The sequence below is a fragment of the Pseudomonas sp. W22_MBD1_FP4 genome (assembly GCF_052113765.1).
Classification (GTDB): Bacteria; Pseudomonadota; Gammaproteobacteria; order Pseudomonadales; family Pseudomonadaceae; genus Aquipseudomonas; species Aquipseudomonas sivasensis.
Genome location: NZ_JBGQOI010000009.1, coordinates 107,743 through 126,113, shown reverse-complemented (window position 1 = coordinate 126,113; position 18,371 = coordinate 107,743). Strand labels below are relative to the sequence as shown.

At 60.8% G+C, this 18,371-nt stretch carries 14 protein-coding genes; 11 read left to right on the top strand and 3 right to left on the bottom strand.

The window, feature by feature from the left end:
• The first annotated feature begins 27 nt into the window (after positions 1-27).
• Both ACEN2T_RS13895 and dapC read left to right on the top strand, forming a co-directional pair.
• On the top strand, positions 28-2,730 hold the full coding sequence (locus ACEN2T_RS13895) for a [protein-PII] uridylyltransferase (RefSeq protein ID WP_032891658.1): 2,703 nt from the start codon (positions 28-30) through the stop codon (positions 2,728-2,730).
• A gap of 154 nt (positions 2,731-2,884) precedes the next feature.
• Positions 2,885-4,084 carry a succinyldiaminopimelate transaminase gene (gene dapC, locus ACEN2T_RS13890; protein ID WP_099601271.1) on the top strand — a complete coding sequence of 400 codons (1,200 nt, stop codon included), beginning with the start codon at positions 2,885-2,887 and terminating at the stop codon, positions 4,082-4,084.
• A 9-nt stretch (positions 4,085-4,093) separates the two neighbouring features.
• Here the strand turns inward: dapC and ACEN2T_RS13885 are convergent, their stop codons facing one another.
• A complete protein-coding gene (locus tag ACEN2T_RS13885; RefSeq protein ID WP_032891662.1) occupies positions 4,094-5,737 on the bottom strand; it encodes a Na+/H+ antiporter in 1,644 nt (547 codons plus the stop codon).
• 225 nt (positions 5,738-5,962) lie between these two features.
• Between ACEN2T_RS13885 and ACEN2T_RS13880 the strand changes: the two genes are divergently transcribed.
• The 4 genes from ACEN2T_RS13880 (at position 5,963) to ACEN2T_RS13865 (ending at position 9,072) form a co-directional block, all read left to right on the top strand.
• Positions 5,963-6,325 (top strand): ArsC family reductase, encoded by a 363-nt coding sequence (locus ACEN2T_RS13880; protein WP_032891665.1) that lies wholly within the window; start codon positions 5,963-5,965, stop codon positions 6,323-6,325.
• 32 nt (positions 6,326-6,357) lie between these two features.
• Complete coding sequence (dapD, locus tag ACEN2T_RS13875; RefSeq protein ID WP_032891666.1) at positions 6,358-7,392, top strand: 2,3,4,5-tetrahydropyridine-2,6-dicarboxylate N-succinyltransferase; 1,035 nt, start codon at positions 6,358-6,360, stop codon at positions 7,390-7,392.
• Between the two features lie 64 nt (positions 7,393-7,456).
• Positions 7,457-8,662, top strand: a complete 1,206-nt coding sequence (locus ACEN2T_RS13870) for an aminotransferase class V-fold PLP-dependent enzyme (protein ID WP_442116867.1) — start codon at positions 7,457-7,459, stop codon at positions 8,660-8,662.
• Positions 8,659-9,072 carry a SufE family protein gene (locus tag ACEN2T_RS13865; RefSeq protein ID WP_442116866.1) on the top strand — a complete coding sequence of 138 codons (414 nt, stop codon included), beginning with the start codon at positions 8,659-8,661 and terminating at the stop codon, positions 9,070-9,072. Before ACEN2T_RS13870 ends, ACEN2T_RS13865 begins: the two co-directional genes overlap by 4 nt.
• Positions 9,073-9,188: 116 nt before the next feature.
• Here ACEN2T_RS13865 and tcdA read toward each other — a convergent pair whose 3' ends face one another.
• Complete coding sequence (tcdA, locus tag ACEN2T_RS13860; protein ID WP_065877359.1) at positions 9,189-9,998, bottom strand: tRNA cyclic N6-threonylcarbamoyladenosine(37) synthase TcdA; 810 nt, start codon at positions 9,996-9,998, stop codon at positions 9,189-9,191.
• Positions 9,999-10,215: 217 nt separating this feature from the next.
• Between tcdA and ACEN2T_RS13855 the strand changes: the two genes are divergently transcribed.
• The 4 genes from ACEN2T_RS13855 to ACEN2T_RS13840 all read left to right on the top strand — a co-directional run bounded on the left by ACEN2T_RS13855 (position 10,216) and on the right by ACEN2T_RS13840 (position 15,310).
• Positions 10,216-12,807, top strand: coding sequence for a glycosyltransferase (locus ACEN2T_RS13855; RefSeq protein ID WP_442116865.1), 2,592 nt, complete (start codon positions 10,216-10,218; stop codon positions 12,805-12,807).
• A gap of 111 nt (positions 12,808-12,918) precedes the next feature.
• Complete coding sequence (gene dapE / locus ACEN2T_RS13850) at positions 12,919-14,070, top strand: succinyl-diaminopimelate desuccinylase (RefSeq protein WP_032891675.1); 1,152 nt, start codon at positions 12,919-12,921, stop codon at positions 14,068-14,070.
• Positions 14,070-14,879 (top strand): putative RNA methyltransferase, encoded by an 810-nt coding sequence (locus ACEN2T_RS13845; RefSeq protein WP_442116864.1) that lies wholly within the window; start codon positions 14,070-14,072, stop codon positions 14,877-14,879. Before dapE ends, ACEN2T_RS13845 begins: the two co-directional genes overlap by 1 nt.
• Before the next feature lie 53 nt (positions 14,880-14,932).
• Positions 14,933-15,310: a hypothetical protein gene (locus tag ACEN2T_RS13840; protein WP_032891679.1), complete on the top strand. Its 378-nt coding sequence runs from the start codon at positions 14,933-14,935 to the stop codon at positions 15,308-15,310.
• A 145-nt stretch (positions 15,311-15,455) separates the two neighbouring features.
• Here the strand turns inward: ACEN2T_RS13840 and ACEN2T_RS13835 are convergent, their stop codons facing one another.
• Positions 15,456-15,665 carry a cold-shock protein gene (locus tag ACEN2T_RS13835; protein WP_032891681.1) on the bottom strand — a complete coding sequence of 70 codons (210 nt, stop codon included), beginning with the start codon at positions 15,663-15,665 and terminating at the stop codon, positions 15,456-15,458.
• A gap of 184 nt (positions 15,666-15,849) precedes the next feature.
• Between ACEN2T_RS13835 and plsB the strand changes: the two genes are divergently transcribed.
• A complete protein-coding gene (plsB, locus tag ACEN2T_RS13830; RefSeq protein ID WP_032891682.1) occupies positions 15,850-18,354 on the top strand; it encodes a glycerol-3-phosphate 1-O-acyltransferase PlsB in 2,505 nt (834 codons plus the stop codon).
• Positions 18,355-18,371: the final 17 nt, after the last annotated feature.

Sequence of the window (18,371 nt, the reverse complement as noted above, 5' to 3'; positions counted from 1 at the left end):
CTGATAGATAGAAAGGAAAGCCGATCGATGCCCCAGGTGGATCCCGAACTCTTCGACCGTGGCCAGTTCCAGGCCGAACTGGCCCTGAAGGCAAGCCCCATCGCCGCCTTCAAGAAGGCGATCCGCCAGGCCCGCGAAGTGCTCGACGAGCGCTTTCGTAGCGGCCGCGACATCCGCCGGCTGATCGAGGACCGTGCCTGGTTCGTCGACAACATCCTTCAAAAGGCCTGGGAACAGTTCAACTGGAGCGAAGACGCCGACATCGCCCTGGTGGCCGTTGGCGGCTATGGCCGTGGCGAACTCCACCCCTACTCCGATATTGACCTGCTGATCCTGCTGGACAGCGCCGATCATGAGATCTTTCGCGATTCCATCGAGCGTTTTCTGACACTGCTGTGGGACATTGGCCTGGAAGTCGGCCAGAGCGTGCGCTCGGTGGACGAGTGCGCCCAAGAGGCCCGTGCCGACCTCACCGTCATTACCAACCTGATGGAAAGCCGCACCATCGCCGGCCCAGAGCGCTTGCGCCAGCGGATGCTGGAAGTCACCAGCACCGCGCATATGTGGCCGAGCAAGGACTTCTTCCTGGCCAAACGCGCCGAGCAGAAAGCCCGGCACCACAAGTACAACGACACCGAATACAACCTGGAGCCCAACGTCAAAGGCTCGCCCGGCGGGTTGCGCGACATCCAGACGATTTTGTGGGTCGCCCGGCGCCAGTACGGCACCCTTAACCTGCGCGCCCTGGCCGGCGAAGGTTTTTTGGTAGAGAGCGAAAACGCCCTGCTAGCCTCGTCCCAGGAATTCATTTGGAAAGTGCGCTACGCCCTGCACATGCTCGCCGGGCGCTCCGAAGATCGCCTGCTGTTCGATCATCAGCGCTCCATCGCCACGCTGCTGGGCTTTGAGGGCGAGGACGCGAAGACCAGCATCGAAAGCTTCATGCAGCAGTACTACCGGGTGGTGATGAGCATCGCCCAGCTCAGCGACCTGATCATCCAGCACTTCGAAGAAGTGATCCTGGCCCCCGAGGATGAGGCGCCGCCGCAGCCGATCAATGCGCGCTTCCAACTGCACGACGGCTATATTGAGGCGCGCAACGACAACGTGTTCCGCCGCACCCCATTCGCCATGCTGGAAATCTTCGTATTGATGGCCCAGCAGCCGGAAATCAAAGGCGTGCGCGCGGATACTATCCGCCTGCTGCGGGAAAACCGTCACTTGATCGACGATGATTTTCGCAACGACATCCGCAACACCAGCCTGTTTATCGAGCTGTTCAAGTGCAAGATCGGTATCCACCGCAACCTGCGCCGCATGAACCGCTACGGCATCCTGGGGCGCTACCTGCCGGAGTTCGGCTTTATCGTCGGGCAGATGCAGCACGACCTGTTCCACATTTATACAGTGGATGCGCACACCCTTAATCTGATCAAGCACCTGCGTAAGTTGCAGTACACCCAGGTGTCAGAGAAATTCCCGCTGGCCAGTAAGCTTATGGCCAAGCTGCCCAAGCCGGAGCTGATCTACCTGGCCGGCCTGTACCACGACATCGGCAAGGGCCGGCATGGCGACCACTCGGAAGTCGGCGCGGTCGACGCCGCAGCCTTCTGTCAGCGCCACCAGTTGCCGCAATGGGATAGCCGCCTGATCGTCTGGCTGGTACAGAACCACCTCGTGATGTCGACCACCGCACAGCGCAAGGACTTGTCCGACCCGCAGGTGATCCACGATTTCGCGCAAGCTATCGGCGATGAAACCCGCCTCGACTACCTCTACGTGTTGACCGTTTCCGACATCAACGCCACCAACCCGACACTGTGGAACTCGTGGCGCGCCAGTCTGTTGCGCCAACTGTACACAGAGACCAAGCGCGCCCTGCGCCGTGGTCTGGAGAACCCAGTGGACCGCGAAGAGCAGATCCGCCGCACCCAAAGCGCGGCCTTGGATATTCTGGTGCGCGGCGGCAACGATCCGGATGACGTCGAGCAACTGTGGTCGCAACTGGGTGACGATTACTTCTTGCGCCACACCGCCGGCGATGTGGCCTGGCACACTGACGCAATCCTGCAGCAGCCCGCCGATGGCGGCCCGCTGGTGCTGATCAAGGAAACCACCCAGCGCGAATTCGAAGGCGGCACGCAGATCTTCATCTACGCGCCCGACCAGCACGACTTCTTTGCCGTGACGGTAGCGGCCATGGACCAGCTCAATCTGAACATCCACGATGCCCGGGTGATCACTTCCAGCAGCCAGTTCACCCTCGACACCTACATCGTGCTCGATACCGAAGGCGAGTCCATCGGCGACAACCCGACGCGGGTGAAAAAGATCCGCGAAGGCCTCACCGAAGCCCTGCGTAACCCGGACGACTATCCAACGATCATCCAGCGCCGGGTGCCGCGCCAACTGAAGCACTTTGCCTTTGCGCCCCAGGTGACCATCTCCAACGATGCGCAGCGCCCAGTGACGGTGCTGGAACTCAGCGCACCGGATCGCCCAGGCCTGCTGGCGCGGATCGGCGGGATTTTCCTGGAGTTCGACCTGTCATTACAAAATGCCAAGATTGCGACCCTGGGCGAGCGCGTGGAAGACGTGTTCTTTATTACCGACGCCGACAACCAGCCGCTGTCCGACCCGGAACTGTGCCGCCGTTTGCAGGAGGCTATCGTCCAGCAGTTGAGCGTGACCCAAGAGCCCGGTGTCGAGCTGACGCGCCTGACGTTTTGAACGGGGCTTATGTGGGAGAGGGCTTACCCCCGAAAGCAGCGGATCAGAAACCTATTAGCTGACTGACACACCTTAATCGGGAGCAAGCCCCCTCCCACAGTTGGACCTGCAGCGCCCGACAGACCGCATTACCAATGAATTGAACGAGAGTCTCATGAACAACGCCCTGAACCAGTTGCAGCCCTACCCGTTCGAGAAATTGCGCGCCCTGCTGGGCAGCGTCACACCCAACCCGGACAAGCGCCCGATTGCCCTGTCCATCGGTGAACCCAAGCACAAATCGCCCACGTTCGTGGCCGAGGCACTGAGCAGCAACCTTGATCAGATGGCGGTGTACCCCACCACTCTGGGCATCCCGGCACTGCGCGAGGCCATTGGCGCCTGGTGTGAACGTCGCTTCAACGTGCCCAAGGGATGGCTTGACCCAGCGCGCAATATCCTGCCGGTCAACGGCACCCGCGAAGCACTGTTCGCCTTCACTCAGACCGTAGTCAACCGTGGCGACGATGCACTGGTGGTCAGCCCGAACCCCTTCTACCAGATCTACGAAGGCGCCGCGTTCCTTGCCGGTGCCAAGCCGCACTACCTGCCATGCCTGGATGAGAACGGCTTCAACCCGGACTTCGACGCCGTGACACCAGACATCTGGAAACGCTGCCAGATCCTGTTCCTGTGCTCCCCCGGCAACCCGACCGGCGCACTGATCCCGGTTGAGACCCTGAAAAAACTGATCGCCCTGGCCGACGAACATGACTTCGTCATCGCCGCCGACGAGTGCTACAGCGAGCTGTACTTTGACGAACAAACCCCGCCGCCGGGCTTGTTGAGCGCCTGTGTTGAACTGGGTCGCCAGGATTTCAAGCGCTGCGTGGTATTCCACAGCTTGTCCAAACGCTCCAACTTGCCGGGCCTGCGCTCTGGTTTCGTGGCCGGTGATGCCGAGATCCTCAAGGCCTTCCTGCTGTACCGCACCTACCACGGCTGCGCGATGCCGGTGCAAACCCAACTGGCGAGCATTGCCGCCTGGCAGGACGAAGCGCACGTACTGGCCAACCGTGACCTGTATCGCGAGAAATTCGAAGCCGTGCTGACCATCCTCAAGCCGGTGCTGGATGTACAAAGTCCCGACGGTGGCTTCTACCTGTGGCCAAATGTGAATGGCGACGATGCCGCGTTCTGCCGCGACCTGTTCGTTGAAGAACACGTCACCGTGGTCCCAGGTTCGTACCTGTCGCGGGAAGTGGATGGCGTCAACCCTGGGGCTGGCCGCGTACGCCTGGCGCTGGTCGCACCGCTGGCCGAGTGCGTGGAAGCGGCTGAACGGATTCGGGATTTCATTCAGCGTCGTCGGTAAGCAATCGGGTCATTTCACCTGGCCCAGATTCGCCTCACTCATATCCAGCTCCCCCAACACCTCCCTCAAGACGTCATCACCAATCTGGTGATGACGGCTCAAGCTGTACAACTCCAAACGTTGCGCGCGCAGGGCCTTGAGCCGCAGTTTTCGCTCAAGCAGGTCCATGTGCCTCGCCAGCGCCTGGGCCTCGGCGGAGTCGTTGAACACCTCCAACTGATGACGATATTCCGACATCAGCCGCGCCTTGAGCTCCGTAGCCAGCGCCGCCTGTGCGGCGTCGGAGGTTTCCGACTCTACGGGCTCCTCCGCCTCCAGTGCGTGAATCGCTGCCACGGCGGTCTTTTTCCACGCCTCCCGCACTTCCTTATGACGCTTCTCATCGGGGCTCTTTTCGATACCGCGCAGCAACAGTGGCAAGGCAATGCAGGCGGCGACCAGTGAAAGCAGGATCACCCCGGCCGCGATAAAGATCAGCAAATCACGCTCAGGAAAATCTTTGCCTGGCGCCAACAGCAAAGGCACCGACATCACACCCGCCAGGGTCACCGCACCGCGCACACCGCCGACCGTCAAGAGCCAACAGGATCGGGCGGTTGGCACCAACGTCAGATCACTTTTCCCTCGCAGGCGCCGCAATAACCCCGACAGCCTCCAGATGCTCTGCACCCAGATAAAACGCAGCACCACCAGCACCAGGAAAATTGCAATCACATCCAGGCAGCGGTAAAACAGGGTCGGCCATAGCGTGGCTTCATGGCTCACCACGGCTTTGATGATGTCCGGCAGTTGCAATCCCAGCAGCAGGAAAATCAAGCCATTGAAGGCAAACTCCAGCAACGACCAGACGCTGCGGTTAAGCAGCCTTGTGCTGGTCTGGCGTGGCAGCAGGTCCAGCCAGCTTTGCATCATGCCCGCCGCCACTGCCGACAAAATCCCTGAGGCGCCCAACCGTTCAGCCAATACATAAGCGGCAAACGGCAACAGCAACATAAACACCACATGAGTCGCCGGATCGTCCCAGCCCCGCGCAATCATCCATGCGCGCAGGCGGCCGACCAGCCAACTCAACGCCACACCGATCGCCAGGCCACCGACGGCCACCAACACGAAGGTCAAGCTCGCATCGGCCAGGGAGAACACGCCGGTCAGTGCCGCTGCCAAGGCAAACTTGAAGGTCACAAGGCCCGACGCATCATTCATCAAGGCTTCGCCCTGGAGCATATGCATCAATGGCGTGGGCAAACGATTCTGGGAAATGGCCGACACTGCCACCGCATCCGTCGGCGACAATACGGCCGCCAGGGCGAAGGCCACCGGTAACGGGATCGTAGGCAAAATCCAGTGAATGAAGTATCCGGCGCCGACTACCGTGAACAGCACAAGGCCCACGGCCAGCGTCAGAATCGGGCCCCGCAGACGCCACAATTCGCGTTTGGGCATGCGCCAACCGTCGGAAAACAACAAAGGTGGCAAGAACAGGAACAGGAACAGTTCAGGGTCCAGCGCCACATGCAGGCCCAGCGTTGGCCAGGCCAACAAGGCTCCGGCGGCGATCTGCACCAGCGGTAACGGCAGAGGAATGACACGTCCGACCAGACGCGAAACGCTGACCAGCATCAGCAGGATAAGAACGGTGTAGGCGGTTTGCATAACGCGGGTTTCCCGGACGATCGACTTGCAACGACACACATCAGGCAACAACTGGCAGTTGAAGTGCCATATTACCCAGCTATGTTACGCGGCTATGCCACGCACTGGCTTTTGCACATAAGTCGCACAAAGCCGTGGGGCCTGCTGACGAGCGGCACCCAAACCCGCTGGTCGTGGCATAATCCCGGACCTTTCGTTTTGAGCATCCTAAAAGGGGGCAATTCCTTGACCGCTTCAAGCAAAACGTTGCACCTTTTCGGCATCAAAGCCTGCGACACCATGAAAAAAGCGCGCACCTGGCTCGATGAGCATGCTGTGAGCTATGAGTTCCACGACTACAAAACGGTCGGTATCGACCGCGAACACTTGACCCAATGGTGCAACGAGCACGGTTGGCAGGTGGTTTTGAACCGTGCGGGCACCACCTTTCGCAAACTCGAAGACGAACGCAAAGCCGATCTCGATCAGTCGAAAGCCATTGAATTGATGCTCGCGCAACCTTCGATGATCAAGCGCCCGGTGCTTGATCTCGGTGACAGAACCCTGATTGGCTTCAAGCCAGAAAGTTATTCGGCGGCCCTCAAGTAGGCCAGCCCTTCCATTTTTGTAGAGGTAATAGCATGTCCCATTCCCTGTTCAGCCTGGGCTTCGGCGTCGGCACTCAGAACCGCCAAGGTGCTTGGCTGGAAGTTTTTTACGCACAACCGCTGCTCAACCCATCGGCTGAAATCGTCGCGGCCATCGCGCCGATCCTCGGTTACTCCGAGGGTAACCAGGCGATCACCTTCACCGTGACCCAGGCCCTGCAACTGGCCGACGCGCTCAAAGGCGTCGACGCCACACAAGCCGCCCTGCTGAGCCGCCTGGCAGAAAGCCACACGCCTCTGGTCGCCACCCTGCTGGCCGAAGACGCCGCGCTGACCTCCACGCCTGAGGCCTACCTCAAGCTGCACCTGCTGTCCCACCGCCTGGTCAAGCCTCACGGCCTGAGCCTGGCTGGCGTGTTCCCGCAACTGCCGAACGTGGCCTGGACCAGCCAGGGCGCGATCGACATCAGCGAACTGGCCGAGCGCCAGCTGGAAGCACGCCTGCGTGGCGAGTTGCTGGAAGTGTTCTCGGTAGACAAGTTCCCGAAAATGACCGACTACGTCGTCCCGGCCGGCGTGCGTATTGCTGACGCGGCACGTATCCGCCTGGGCGCCTACGTAGGCGAAGGCACAACGGTGATGCACGAAGGTTTCGTCAACTTCAACGCTGGCACTGAAGGCCCGGGCATGATCGAAGGTCGTGTATCGGCTGGCGTATTCGTTGGCAAGGGCTCGGACCTGGGCGGCGGCTGCTCCACCATGGGCACCCTGTCGGGCGGCGGCAACATCGTGATCAAGGTCGGCGAAGGCTGCCTGATCGGCGCCAATGCCGGTATCGGTATCCCGCTGGGCGACCGCAACACCGTGGAATCGGGTCTGTACGTCACCGCCGGGACCAAGGTTGCGCTGCTGGATGAGCAGAACCAACTGGTCAAAGTGGTCAAGGCGCGCGAGCTGGCCGGCCAACCGGACCTGCTGTTCCGCCGTAACTCCGAGACCGGTGCAGTGGAGTGCAAAACCCACAAATCGGCCATCGAACTGAACGAAGCGCTGCACGCTCACAACTAAGCAGCCACTCGATGCCACTAGCGGGCCCCGACCCTGGGGCTCGCTTATACGAGTTTTGAACACCATGCTAGTGCCCTCCCCCTGGCGCGCCGACTTTCCGGCCATCGCCGCCCTGCAACGGCAAGGCCAGACCTATCTGGACAACGCCGCCACTACACAAAAACCCCAAGCTCTGTTGGATGCCATCAGCCATTACTACGCCAATGGCGCAGCCAATGTGCACCGGGCCCAGCATTTGCCGGGGGCCCATGCGACACAGGCCTTCGAGGACAGTCGCAGCAAGGTGGCGCAGTGGTTGAATGCAGGTGACACCGGGCACATCGTGTTTACCCACGGCGCGACCTCTGCGCTGAACCTCCTGGCCTACGGCCTTGAGCACTTATTCAATGCGGGCGATGAGCTTGTCATCAGCGCCCTGGAACACCACGCCAACCTGCTGCCCTGGCAGCAACTGGCCAAACGTCGCGCGCTCACACTGGTGGTATTGCCACTCGGTGATGACGGCGTGATCGACCTGCAAGCCGCCGCCGAGTTGATCGGTCCGCGCACGCGCCTGCTGGCGGTGAGCCAACTGTCCAACGTGCTTGGTGCCTGGCAACCGCTGCAAGCCTTACTGGATTTGGCCAAGCCACACGGTGCCCTAACCGTGGTCGACGGCGCCCAGGGCATCGTCCACGGTCGTCACGACGTGCAAGCGCTGGGATGCGACTTCTACGCTTTCTCCAGCCACAAGCTCTACGGCCCGGACGGTGTCGGCGTGCTCTTTGGCCGCAACGAGGCTCTGCATCACCTGCGCCACTGGCAGTTTGGTGGTGAGATGGTGCAGCAGGCGGATTACCACAGCGCCAGCTTCCGTCCAGCACCGCTGGGGTTCGAGGCAGGTACTCCGCCGATAGCCAGCGTGATTGGCTTGGGGGCAAGCCTGGATTATCTGAGCTCGCTGGATCAGCAAACAGTAACCGCCCACGAGGCGGCCCTACATGACTACCTGTTGCGCGGCCTGAAGGCGCGCAATGGCGTGCGTGTGCTGGGTTCGCCGCAGGTGGCGCTGGTCAGCTTTGTGGTCGAGGGCGTGCATAACGCCGACCTTGCGCACCTGCTGACCGAGCAGGGCATTGCTGTACGCGCAGGCCATCATTGCGCGATGCCGCTGCTCAAGGCGATGCAGCTGTCGGGGGCGATCCGCGTTTCCCTTGCGCTGTATAACGACTCCGACGACCTCGAGCGCTTTTTTGAAGCGCTGGACCAGGCGCTGGATATGTTGCGATGAGCTTGCCGATGGATGCGGTGGCTGCGCTGGAAGCCTTCCAAGCCGTAGGAAGTTGGGAGCAACGTGCTCGCTTGCTGATGCAGTGGGGTGAGCGTCTGCCGCCTTTAGCGGATGATGAAAAGGTCGACGCCAACCTGGTACAGGGCTGCGAAAGCCTTGTGTGGTTGGTGGGGCACTTAGACCAAGGTCATTGGCAATTTGCCGCGAGCAGCGATGCGCGGATGATCCGTGGTTTGGTGGCATTGCTGCTGGCGCGGGTCAATGGGTTGTCGGCGGACGAGTTGCAGGCAGTCGACTTGCCTGACTGGTTCAATCAACTCGGGCTTTCCCGCCAACTGTCGCCGTCGCGCAGCAATGGCTTGAATGCAGTCCTGCAGCGTATGCGAACGCTAAGCCATACACAGGACTAAATGTGGGAGGGGGCTTGCCCCCGATAGCGCTGGATCAGTCAGCTTATTCAGTGGCTGACACTCTGCAACCGGGGGCAAGTCCCCTCCCACCTTTGAACTGTGTAAAGTTCTGAGATTCAGGCGGGTTTGACACGCTCGGAAGGCCTACGCACCCCAGCCACAATCTTGTCCACCGCCTTGGTCGCCGCCACCATGCCAAAGGTCGCCGTCACCATCATCACCGCGCCAAACCCGCCCGCGCAGTCCAGCTTCACCCCATCCCCCACAAAACTTTTTTGCAGACAAATGCTGCCGTCCGGCTTGGGATAACGCAGTTGCTCGGTGGAAAACACGCACGGCACGCTGTAATGACGGGTCACGGTGCGAGAGAAGCCGTAGTCACGACGCAAGGTGGAGCGCACCTTTGAGGCCAAGGGATCGTTGAAGGTGCGGTTAAGGTCGCACACCTGGATCAGCGTCGGATCAATCTGCCCACCGGCGCCGCCGGTGGTGATGATTTGGATCTTGCGGCGTTTGCACCACGCAATCAGCGCGGCCTTGGCGTTGACGGCGTCGATACAGTCGATCACGCAATCGATGTTCGGCGTTATGTATTCGGCCATGGTGTCGCGGGTCACGAAATCCGCCACCGCGTGCACAGTGCAATCCGGGTTGATACCGCGCAGGCGCTCGGCCATCACCTCGACCTTGGGCTTGCCCACAGTGCTGTCCAGGGCGTGCAACTGCCGGTTGCTGTTGCTGACGCAGACATCGTCCAGGTCAAACAGCGAAATCTCGCCGACCCCACAACGGGCCATGGCTTCCGCCGCCCAAGAGCCCACACCGCCGACGCCGACGATAGCCACATGGGCCGCCTTCAAGCGTTCCAGGCCTTCAATGCCATACAAGCGGGCGACGCCTGCAAACCGCGGATCTTCTGTACTCATGACCATTACCCCAAAAACCGGCGCGCATTATGGACTACCGAGCGACAAGTACGAAGCAACAAGCTACAAGTAAAGAACTTAGATGGCCTTTCGCTGACTAACGTCCGGCTTTTCTCTGTCTGCTGTACGCTCGGGGAAAGGCCGGTGTAGGATGCGCGCCGTTCGGTGCAGGCCGACACCTCTTTTCGTTCCACACCCTTTGGAACCCGACATAACCATGGCATCGCGTAAATTTGGACTCAACCTGGTGATCGTGCTGGCAATTGCAGCGCTATTCACCGGCTTCTGGGCGCTGGTCAACCGCCCGGTCACTGCTCCCAACTGGCCTGAGCAAATCTCCGGTTTTTCCTACTCGCCGTTCCAGCAAGGCCAGTTCCCGCAGAAAGACCAGTACCCCACTGACGAACAGATGCGTCAGGACCTTGCGATCATGAGCAAGCTGACGGACAACATCCGCACCTACTCGGTCGACGGCACACTGGGGGATATCCCCAAGCTGGCGGAAGAGTTCGGCTTGCGCGTCACCCTGGGGATCTGGATCAGCCCAGACCTGAAGCGCAACGAACGCGAGATCCAGCGCGCCATTGAGATCGCCAACAGCTCGCGCAGTGTCGTGCGCGTGGTGGTCGGCAACGAAGCCTTGTTCCGCGAAGAAATCACCCCCGAGGAACTGATCGTGCTGCTGGACCGGGTGCGCGCCGCGGTGAAGGTACCGGTGACCACCTCCGAGCAATGGCACATCTGGGAAAAGAACCCGCAACTGGCCAAGCACGTCGACCTGATCGCCGCGCACATTTTGCCGTTCTGGGAATACATTCCGATGGACAAGGCCGGCCAATACGTACTCGATCGCGCCAGGGACCTGAAGAAATTGTTCCCGAAAAAGCCACTGCTGCTATCGGAAGTTGGCTGGCCGAGCAACGGCCGCATGCGCGGTGGCAACGAAACGTCCCCGGCAGACCAGGCGGTGTACTTGCGCACCCTGGTTAACAAGCTCAATCGCCAGGGCTACAACTACTTTGTGATTGAGGCCTTCGACCAGCCGTGGAAAGTCAGCGATGAAGGCTCGGCCGGCGCCTACTGGGGCGTTTACAACGCCGCGCGCCAGCAAAAATTCAACTTTGAAGGTCCTATTGTCGCCATCCCGCAATGGCGCGTACTGGCCATCGGCTCGGTGGTGCTTGCCCTGCTGTCCCTGACCCTGCTGATGATCGACGGCTCGGCCCTGCGCCAGCGTGGCCGGACGTTCCTGACCTTTATCGCATTCCTTTGCGGCTCGGTACTGGTGTGGATCGGCTACGACTACAGCCAGCAATACAGCACTTGGTTCAGTGTCACCGTGGGTATCCTCCTGGCGCTCGGCGCCCTCGGCGTATTTATTGTGTTGCTGACCGAGGCCCACGAACTGGCGGAAGCAGTCTGGACTCACAAGCGTCGCCGTGAATTCCTGCCGGTTGAAGGGGATTCGGACTACCGCCCGAAAGTGTCGATCCACGTGCCGTGCTACAACGAGCCGCCGGAGATGGTCAAACAGACCCTCGACGCCCTGGCCGCGCTGGATTACCCGGACTACGAAGTCCTGATTATCGACAACAACACCAAAGACCCGGCTGTTTGGGAACCGGTGCGCGACTACTGCGAAACCCTCGGCCCGCGCTTCAAGTTCTTCCACGTCGCGCCCCTGGCCGGTTTCAAGGGCGGCGCGCTGAACTACTTAATCCCGCACACCGCCAAGGATGCTGAAGTGATCGCGGTGATCGACTCGGACTACTGCGTGTCGCCGAACTGGCTCAAGCACATGGTGCCGCACTTCGCTGACCCGAAAATCGCTGTGGTGCAGTCGCCGCAGGACTACCGCGACCAGAACGAAAGTACCTTCAAGAAGCTCTGCTACGCAGAATACAAAGGCTTCTTCCACATCGGCATGGTTACCCGTAACGACCGCGACGCGATCATCCAGCACGGCACCATGACCATGACCCGTCGCTCGGTGCTCGAAGAGCTCGGCTGGGCCGACTGGTGCATCTGCGAAGACGCTGAACTGGGCTTGCGGGTGTTCGAGAAAGGCCTGTCGGCAGCGTATTACCACGACAGCTACGGCAAGGGCCTGATGCCCGATACCTTTATCGACTTCAAGAAACAGCGTTTCCGCTGGGCCTATGGCGCGATCCAGATCATCAAGCGTCATACCGCCAGCCTGCTGCGCGGCAAGGACACGGAGCTGACCCGTGGCCAGCGCTACCACTTCCTCGCGGGCTGGTTGCCGTGGGTGGCGGACGGTATGAACATCTTCTTCACCGTCGGCGCGTTGTTGTGGTCGGCGGCGATGATCATCGTGCCGACGCGGGTCGATCCGCCGCTGCTGATTTTCGCGATCCCGCCGTTGGCGTTGTTCGTGTTCAAGGTGGGCAAGATCATCTTCCTGTACCGCCGTGCCGTGGGCGTGAACCTCAAGGATGCGTTCTGCGCCGCGCTGGCTGGCCTGGCGCTGTCCCACACCATCGCCAAGGCGGTGCTGTATGGCTTCTTCACCACCAGTATTCCGTTCTTTCGTACGCCGAAAAACGCGGATAACCACGGCTTCTGGGTCGCGATTTCCGAAGCCCGCGAAGAAATGTTCATCATGCTGCTGCTGTGGGGCGCTGCGCTGGGGATCTACCTGGTGCAGGGCCTGCCAAGCAATGACATACGTTTCTGGGTGGTGATGCTGCTGGTGCAATCGCTGCCGTATGTGGCGGCGTTGATTATGGCGTTCCTGTCGTCGCTGCCAAAACCGGCAGCCGCGTCTGAGCCAGCGCCGGCCGCGTAAAAACTTGCGCAATGCACTAAACGGCGGCCTCTGGTCGCCGTTTTGCTATAAGATAACGGCCGTTTTGTCCGCCCGCCCTGCTCTTCCAAACATGCTTTCCGGAGTTTTCCCATGACGGCCCATGCCGACCTTTCGCCGACCCTTCAACTTGCCATCGACCTGATCCGTCGCCCCTCGGTCACACCGATCGACGCCGATTGCCAGAAGCTGATGATGCAGCGCCTGGGCGACGCTGGTTTTGCGCTGGAGCCGATGCGCATCGAAGACGTGGACAACTTTTGGGCTACCCACGGTAAGCACGAAGGTCCGGTGCTGTGCTTCGCCGGTCACACTGACGTAGTGCCGACCGGCCCGGTACAGGCCTGGCAGAACGACCCGTTTGACGCGCTGATCGACGAAAACGGCATGCTCTGCGGGCGTGGCGCAGCCGACATGAAAGGCAGCCTCGCCGCGATGCTGGTGGCTTCGGAACGCTTTGTCGCCGACTACCCGGACCATAAGGGCTCGGTTGCCTTCCTGATCACCAGCGATGAAGAAGGCCCGGCGCACCACGGCACAAAAGCCGTGATCGAACGCCTGGCCGCGCGCAAAGAGCGCCTGGACTGGTGCATCGTCGGCGAACCGTCGAGCACCACCCTGGTAGGTGATGTGGTCAAGAACGGCCGTCGCGGCTCCCTCGGCGCTACGCTGACCGTACGCGGCGTGCAGGGCCATGTGGCCTACCCGCACCTGGCGAAGAACCCGATCCACCTGGCCGCACCGGCCTTGGCGGAATTGGCCGCCGAGCATTGGGACAACGGCAACACCTTTTTCCCGCCGACCAGCTTCCAGATCTCCAACCTCAATTCCGGCACTGGCGCCACCAACGTGATCCCCGGTGACCTGACGGCGGTGTTCAACTTCCGTTTCTCCACCGAATCCACCGTAGAAGGCCTGCAGCAACGCGTTGCAGCCATCCTCGACAAACATGGCCTGGACTGGCATGTGGAATGGGCGCTGTCGGGCCTGCCGTTCCTCACCGAACCAGGCGCTTTGCTCGACGCCGTGTCTGCCAGCATCAAGGCAATCACCGGTCGCGAGACCCTGGCGTCCACCAGTGGCGGTACGTCGGATGGCCGCTTCATCGCCACCCTCGGCACCCAAGTGGTCGAGCTGGGCCCGGTCAACGCGACGATCCATCAGGTCAACGAGCGCATCCTCGCCAGCGACCTCGATGTACTGACCGAAATCTATTACCAGACCCTGATCAAGTTGCTCGCCTGATGCTTGCCTGCCCCATTTGCAGCGCACCGCTCAACGCGGTGGACAATGGCGTGGCGTGCCCGGCCGGGCACCGGTTCGACCGGGCTCGCCAGGGTTACCTGAACCTGTTGCCGGTGCAGCACAAGAACAGCCGCGATCCGGGCGACAACCTGGCCATGGTCGAAGCACGCCGTGACTTCCTCAACGCCGGGCATTACGCCCCGGTGGCCAAGCGCCTCGCCGAACTGGCGGCTGAACGCGCACCGCAGCGCTGGGTCGACATCGGCTGTGGTGAGGGTTACTACACCGCGCAGATCGCCGATGCCTTGCCCCACGCCGACGGCTATGCCCTGGATATTTCCAAGGAAGCGGTCAAGCGTGCGTGCAAGCGCAACCCGAAGCTGACCTGGTTGATCGCCAGCATGGCACGCGTGCCGTTGGCCGATGCCAGCTGCCAGTTCCTCGCCAGCGTGTTCAGCCCATTGGACTGGCAGGAAGCCAAACGCCTGCTCAGCCCCGGCGGCGGCCTGATGAAAGTCGGTCCTACGAGTGGCCACCTGATGGAGCTGCGCGAGCGTCTGTACGATGAAGTGCGCGAGTACACCGACGACAAACACCTGGCTCTGGTGCCAGACGGCATGAGCCTGGCGCACAGTGAAACCCTGGAGTTCACCCTGAGCCTGGCCGACCCCAAAGACCGCGCTAACCTGCTGGCCATGACACCCCACGGCTGGCGCGCCAGCGCCGAGCGCCGTGCCGAAGTGATCGAGGCTGCCGAGCCGTTGCTGGTCACCGTGTCGATGCGTTACGACTATTTCGTGCTTCAATAACCGACTTTAAGTATCCGCGAATGGATTTTCGAATCCCGCAACGAGGAATATCCATGCGCCAACCCGATATCGAGATTTACCTGAAGGACGCCGACGTCGACTACAAGGCCATCGCCGCCTGGCTGGGCGCCGCCCTGGGCCCGTGCACCGACTGGGTCCAGCGTGGCCAGACCTACAAGTGCAAGGCCGGTGACGTGCCGGTCACCTGGCTGCCCAAGGCTGTAGGCAAATGGAACAGCCTGTACCTGGAAAGTGACCAAACCCCGTGGGACGACGACATCGCCTGCGCCCGCGCCGCGTTTGCTGCACTGAACGTTGAAGTGCGCTGCGCGCCGGGGACGTGGGTCGAGGAAGAAGGTGAGGAAAGTGCCGACACCTGGATTCGCATCAGCGCAGACGGTGAAGAGCAGATCACCTGGAAAACTGCCTGAGCCTGAGCGGTAAACCACAATCAACATGTGGGAGGGGGCTTGCCCCCGATAGCGGTGTCTCAGCCAATGTGTTCAGTGACTGACACTCTGCAATCGGGGGCAAGCCCCCTCCCACATGGGCTCTGCGGTGTAACAAAAACCCGTATTACAAACCGACCACATCCTCCGCTTGCAAGCCCTTCTCGCCGGTCACCACGGCGTATTCCACCTGCTGGCCCTCGGCCAGGGAACGGTGGCCATCACCGCGAATAGCGCGGTAGTGCACGAACACATCCTTGCCATCTTCACGCTGAATAAAGCCATAGCCCTTTGCATCGTTGAACCACTTCACATTGCCGGTTTCGCGCGTTGCCATCTGTCTTACTCCCACGTACGTTTTTTTATTGTTGAGTCAGTCGCGTTGAACTGCCGAGTATAAGACAGGCTCAAAAACGATCAACTCAAGTTTACATCGCTGCTTTTTTGCCGATTTTCGGCGAATACGGCACACTACGCGCCCGAGCGCCTGCTCGGTTTTTTCCACTTGAAGCAGCTCGCCTATGACCCGCTCCCCGTTCCGCCGTCTGGTGTTTGGCACCTTGCGCCGACTGTTGTACCTCTGGGTTCGCTCGGAAACGATCAACCAGTCGTCCCTTACCCTCAACCTGGACCGCAGCCGGCCGGTGTTCTACGTCCTGCAATCGCCCTCCCTCACCGAATTGGCGGTGGTCGATGCCGAGTGCACCAAGGCCGGCCTGCCACGCCCGGTGCTGCCAGTATCGGTTGGCCCGTTGATGGAGCCGGCGGCGTTCTTCTACCTCACGCCTGAACCGGACTGGCTCGGCCGTCAGGACAAGCGCGGCGCGCCGCCCACCCTGACTCGCCTGGTCAACACCCTGAGCGAACACGCCGAAGAGAATGCACAAATCATTCCGGTCAGTGTGTTCTGGGGCCAAACCCCGGCGAGCGAGTCCAGCCCGTGGAAACTGCTGTTTGCCGACAGTTGGGCCGTCACCGGCCGTCTACGCCGTCTGTTGAGCATCCTGATTCTTGGTCGCAAGACCCGGGTGCAATTCTCCGCGCCCATCAACCTGCGTGAATTGATCGAGCACAATAAAGGGCACGAACGCACCGTGCGCATGGCCCAGCGCATCCTGCGTGTGCACTTTCGTAACCTGAAGACAGCCGTAATCGGCCCCGACCTGTCTCACCGCCGCAACCTGGTCAAAGGCCTGGTGAATATGCCGCTGGTGCGTCAGGCCATCCTGGATGAAGCCGAACGGGAAAAAATCAGCCCCGAAAAAGCCAAGGCCCAGGCCCTGCGCTATGGCAACGAAATCGCCTCGGACTACACCTACACCGCGATCCGCTTCCTCGAAGTGGTGCTGAGTTGGTTCTGGAACAAAATCTACGACGGCATCAAGGTCAATAACATCGAGGGCGTGCAAAAGGTTGCCCAAGGCTACGAGGTGATTTACGTGCCTTGCCACCGCAGCCATATCGACTACCTGCTGCTGTCCTACCTGCTGTTCAAGAATGGCCTGACCCCGCCGCATATCGCCGCGGGTATCAACCTGAACATGCCGGTGATCGGCAGTTTGCTGCGCCGTGGCGGGGCGTTTTTCATGCGCCGCACCTTCAAAGGCAACCCGCTGTACACCTCGGTGTTCAACGAATACCTGCACACCCTGTTCACCAAGGGTTTCCCGGTTGAGTACTTCGTCGAAGGCGGACGCTCGCGTACCGGGCGCATGCTGCAACCGAAGACCGGGATGCTAGCCATTACGCTGCGCAGTTTCCTGCGCTCCTCGCGTATGCCGATTGTGTTTGTGCCGGTGTATATCGGCTATGAACGCGTGCTGGAAGGCCGGACCTACCTCGGAGAACTACGCGGCGCGAGCAAGAAGAAGGAGTCGATCTTCGACATTTTCAAAGTGGTCGGCGCGCTCAAGCAGCGTTTTGGCCAGGTCGCGGTCAACTTCGGCGAGCCGATCAAGCTGGCGGAATTCCTCGACAGCGAACAACCCGACTGGCGCACACAGGAACTGTCCCCGAACTACAAGCCGGCGTGGCTCAACGAAACCACCAACCGCCTCAGCGAGCGGGTGGCCCGCCACTTGAACGAAGCGGCGGCGGTGAACCCGGTGAACCTAGTGGCCCTGGCGCTGCTGTCCACCACACGCCTGGCGTTGGACGAACAGGCCATGGCCCGCCAATTGGACCTGTACCTCGCGCTGCTGCGCCGCGTGCCTTACTCACCCCACACCACTCTGCCCGAGGGGGATGGCCTGGCGCTGATCAAGCACGTCAAGGACATGGACCTGCTGTCAGAACAGAGCGACGCCCTCGGCAAGATTGTCTACCTGGACGAGCAGCACGCCGTCCTGATGACCTACTACCGCAACAACGTGCTGCACATCTTTGCCCTGCCGGCGCTGCTGGCGAGTTTTTTCCAGAGCAGTTCGCGGATGAGCCGCGAACAAATTCTGCGCTACACCCACGCGCTGTACCCATACCTGCAATCGGAGCTGTTTATCCGCTGGTCGCTGGAGGAGTTGGACACTGTCGTCGACCAGTGGCTGGAAGCCTTTGTCGAACAAGGTCTGCTGCGCTTCGAAAACAACGTGTACTTGCGCCCGGCGCCAAGCTCGCGGCAATTCGTACTGCTGACGCTGCTGTCCAAGAGCATCGCCCAGACCCTGCAACGCTTCTACATGGCAATCTCGCTGCTGCTCAACAGCGGCCAGAACACCATCAGCGCCGAAGAGCTGGAGGACCTGTGCACGATCATGGCCCAGCGCCTGTCGATCCTGCACGGCCTCAATGCCCCGGAGTTCTTCGACAAGAGCCTTTTCCGACACTTCATCCAGACACTGCTGGAACAAGATGTGCTGCGTCGCGATGAGGCCGGCAAACTGAGTTATCACGATCTGCTCGGCGAACTGGCAGAAGGCGCGGCCAAACGGGTGTTGCCGGCTGAGATTCGCCTGTCGATTCGCCAGGTGGCCCTGCATCGTGTTGATGGCGCAGCCGAACAACCGGATGAGCCTGAAGAAACCCGCTAGATTGAATAAGGCGCCAG

What these genes read in the sequence shown, in the direction of transcription:
- ACEN2T_RS13865 (WP_442116866.1), top strand. Translation starts at nt 8,659, where the DNA reads ATGAGCTTGCCGATGGATGCGGTGGCTGCGCTGGAAGCCTTCCAAGCC.
- dapC (WP_099601271.1), top strand. Translation starts at nt 2,885, where the DNA reads ATGAACAACGCCCTGAACCAGTTGCAGCCCTACCCGTTCGAGAAATTG.
- ACEN2T_RS13845 (WP_442116864.1), top strand. Translation starts at nt 14,070, where the DNA reads ATGCTTGCCTGCCCCATTTGCAGCGCACCGCTCAACGCGGTGGACAAT.
- tcdA (WP_065877359.1), bottom strand. Translation starts at nt 9,998, where the DNA reads ATGAGTACAGAAGATCCGCGGTTTGCAGGCGTCGCCCGCTTGTATGGC.
- ACEN2T_RS13835 (WP_032891681.1), bottom strand. Translation starts at nt 15,665, where the DNA reads ATGGCAACGCGCGAAACCGGCAATGTGAAGTGGTTCAACGATGCAAAG.
- ACEN2T_RS13840 (WP_032891679.1), top strand. Translation starts at nt 14,933, where the DNA reads ATGCGCCAACCCGATATCGAGATTTACCTGAAGGACGCCGACGTCGAC.
- dapE (WP_032891675.1), top strand. Translation starts at nt 12,919, where the DNA reads ATGACGGCCCATGCCGACCTTTCGCCGACCCTTCAACTTGCCATCGAC.
- ACEN2T_RS13895 (WP_032891658.1), top strand. Translation starts at nt 28, where the DNA reads ATGCCCCAGGTGGATCCCGAACTCTTCGACCGTGGCCAGTTCCAGGCC.
- dapD (WP_032891666.1), top strand. Translation starts at nt 6,358, where the DNA reads ATGTCCCATTCCCTGTTCAGCCTGGGCTTCGGCGTCGGCACTCAGAAC.
- ACEN2T_RS13885 (WP_032891662.1), bottom strand. Translation starts at nt 5,737, where the DNA reads ATGCAAACCGCCTACACCGTTCTTATCCTGCTGATGCTGGTCAGCGTT.
- plsB (WP_032891682.1), top strand. Translation starts at nt 15,850, where the DNA reads ATGACCCGCTCCCCGTTCCGCCGTCTGGTGTTTGGCACCTTGCGCCGA.
- ACEN2T_RS13855 (WP_442116865.1), top strand. Translation starts at nt 10,216, where the DNA reads ATGGCATCGCGTAAATTTGGACTCAACCTGGTGATCGTGCTGGCAATT.
- ACEN2T_RS13870 (WP_442116867.1), top strand. Translation starts at nt 7,457, where the DNA reads ATGCTAGTGCCCTCCCCCTGGCGCGCCGACTTTCCGGCCATCGCCGCC.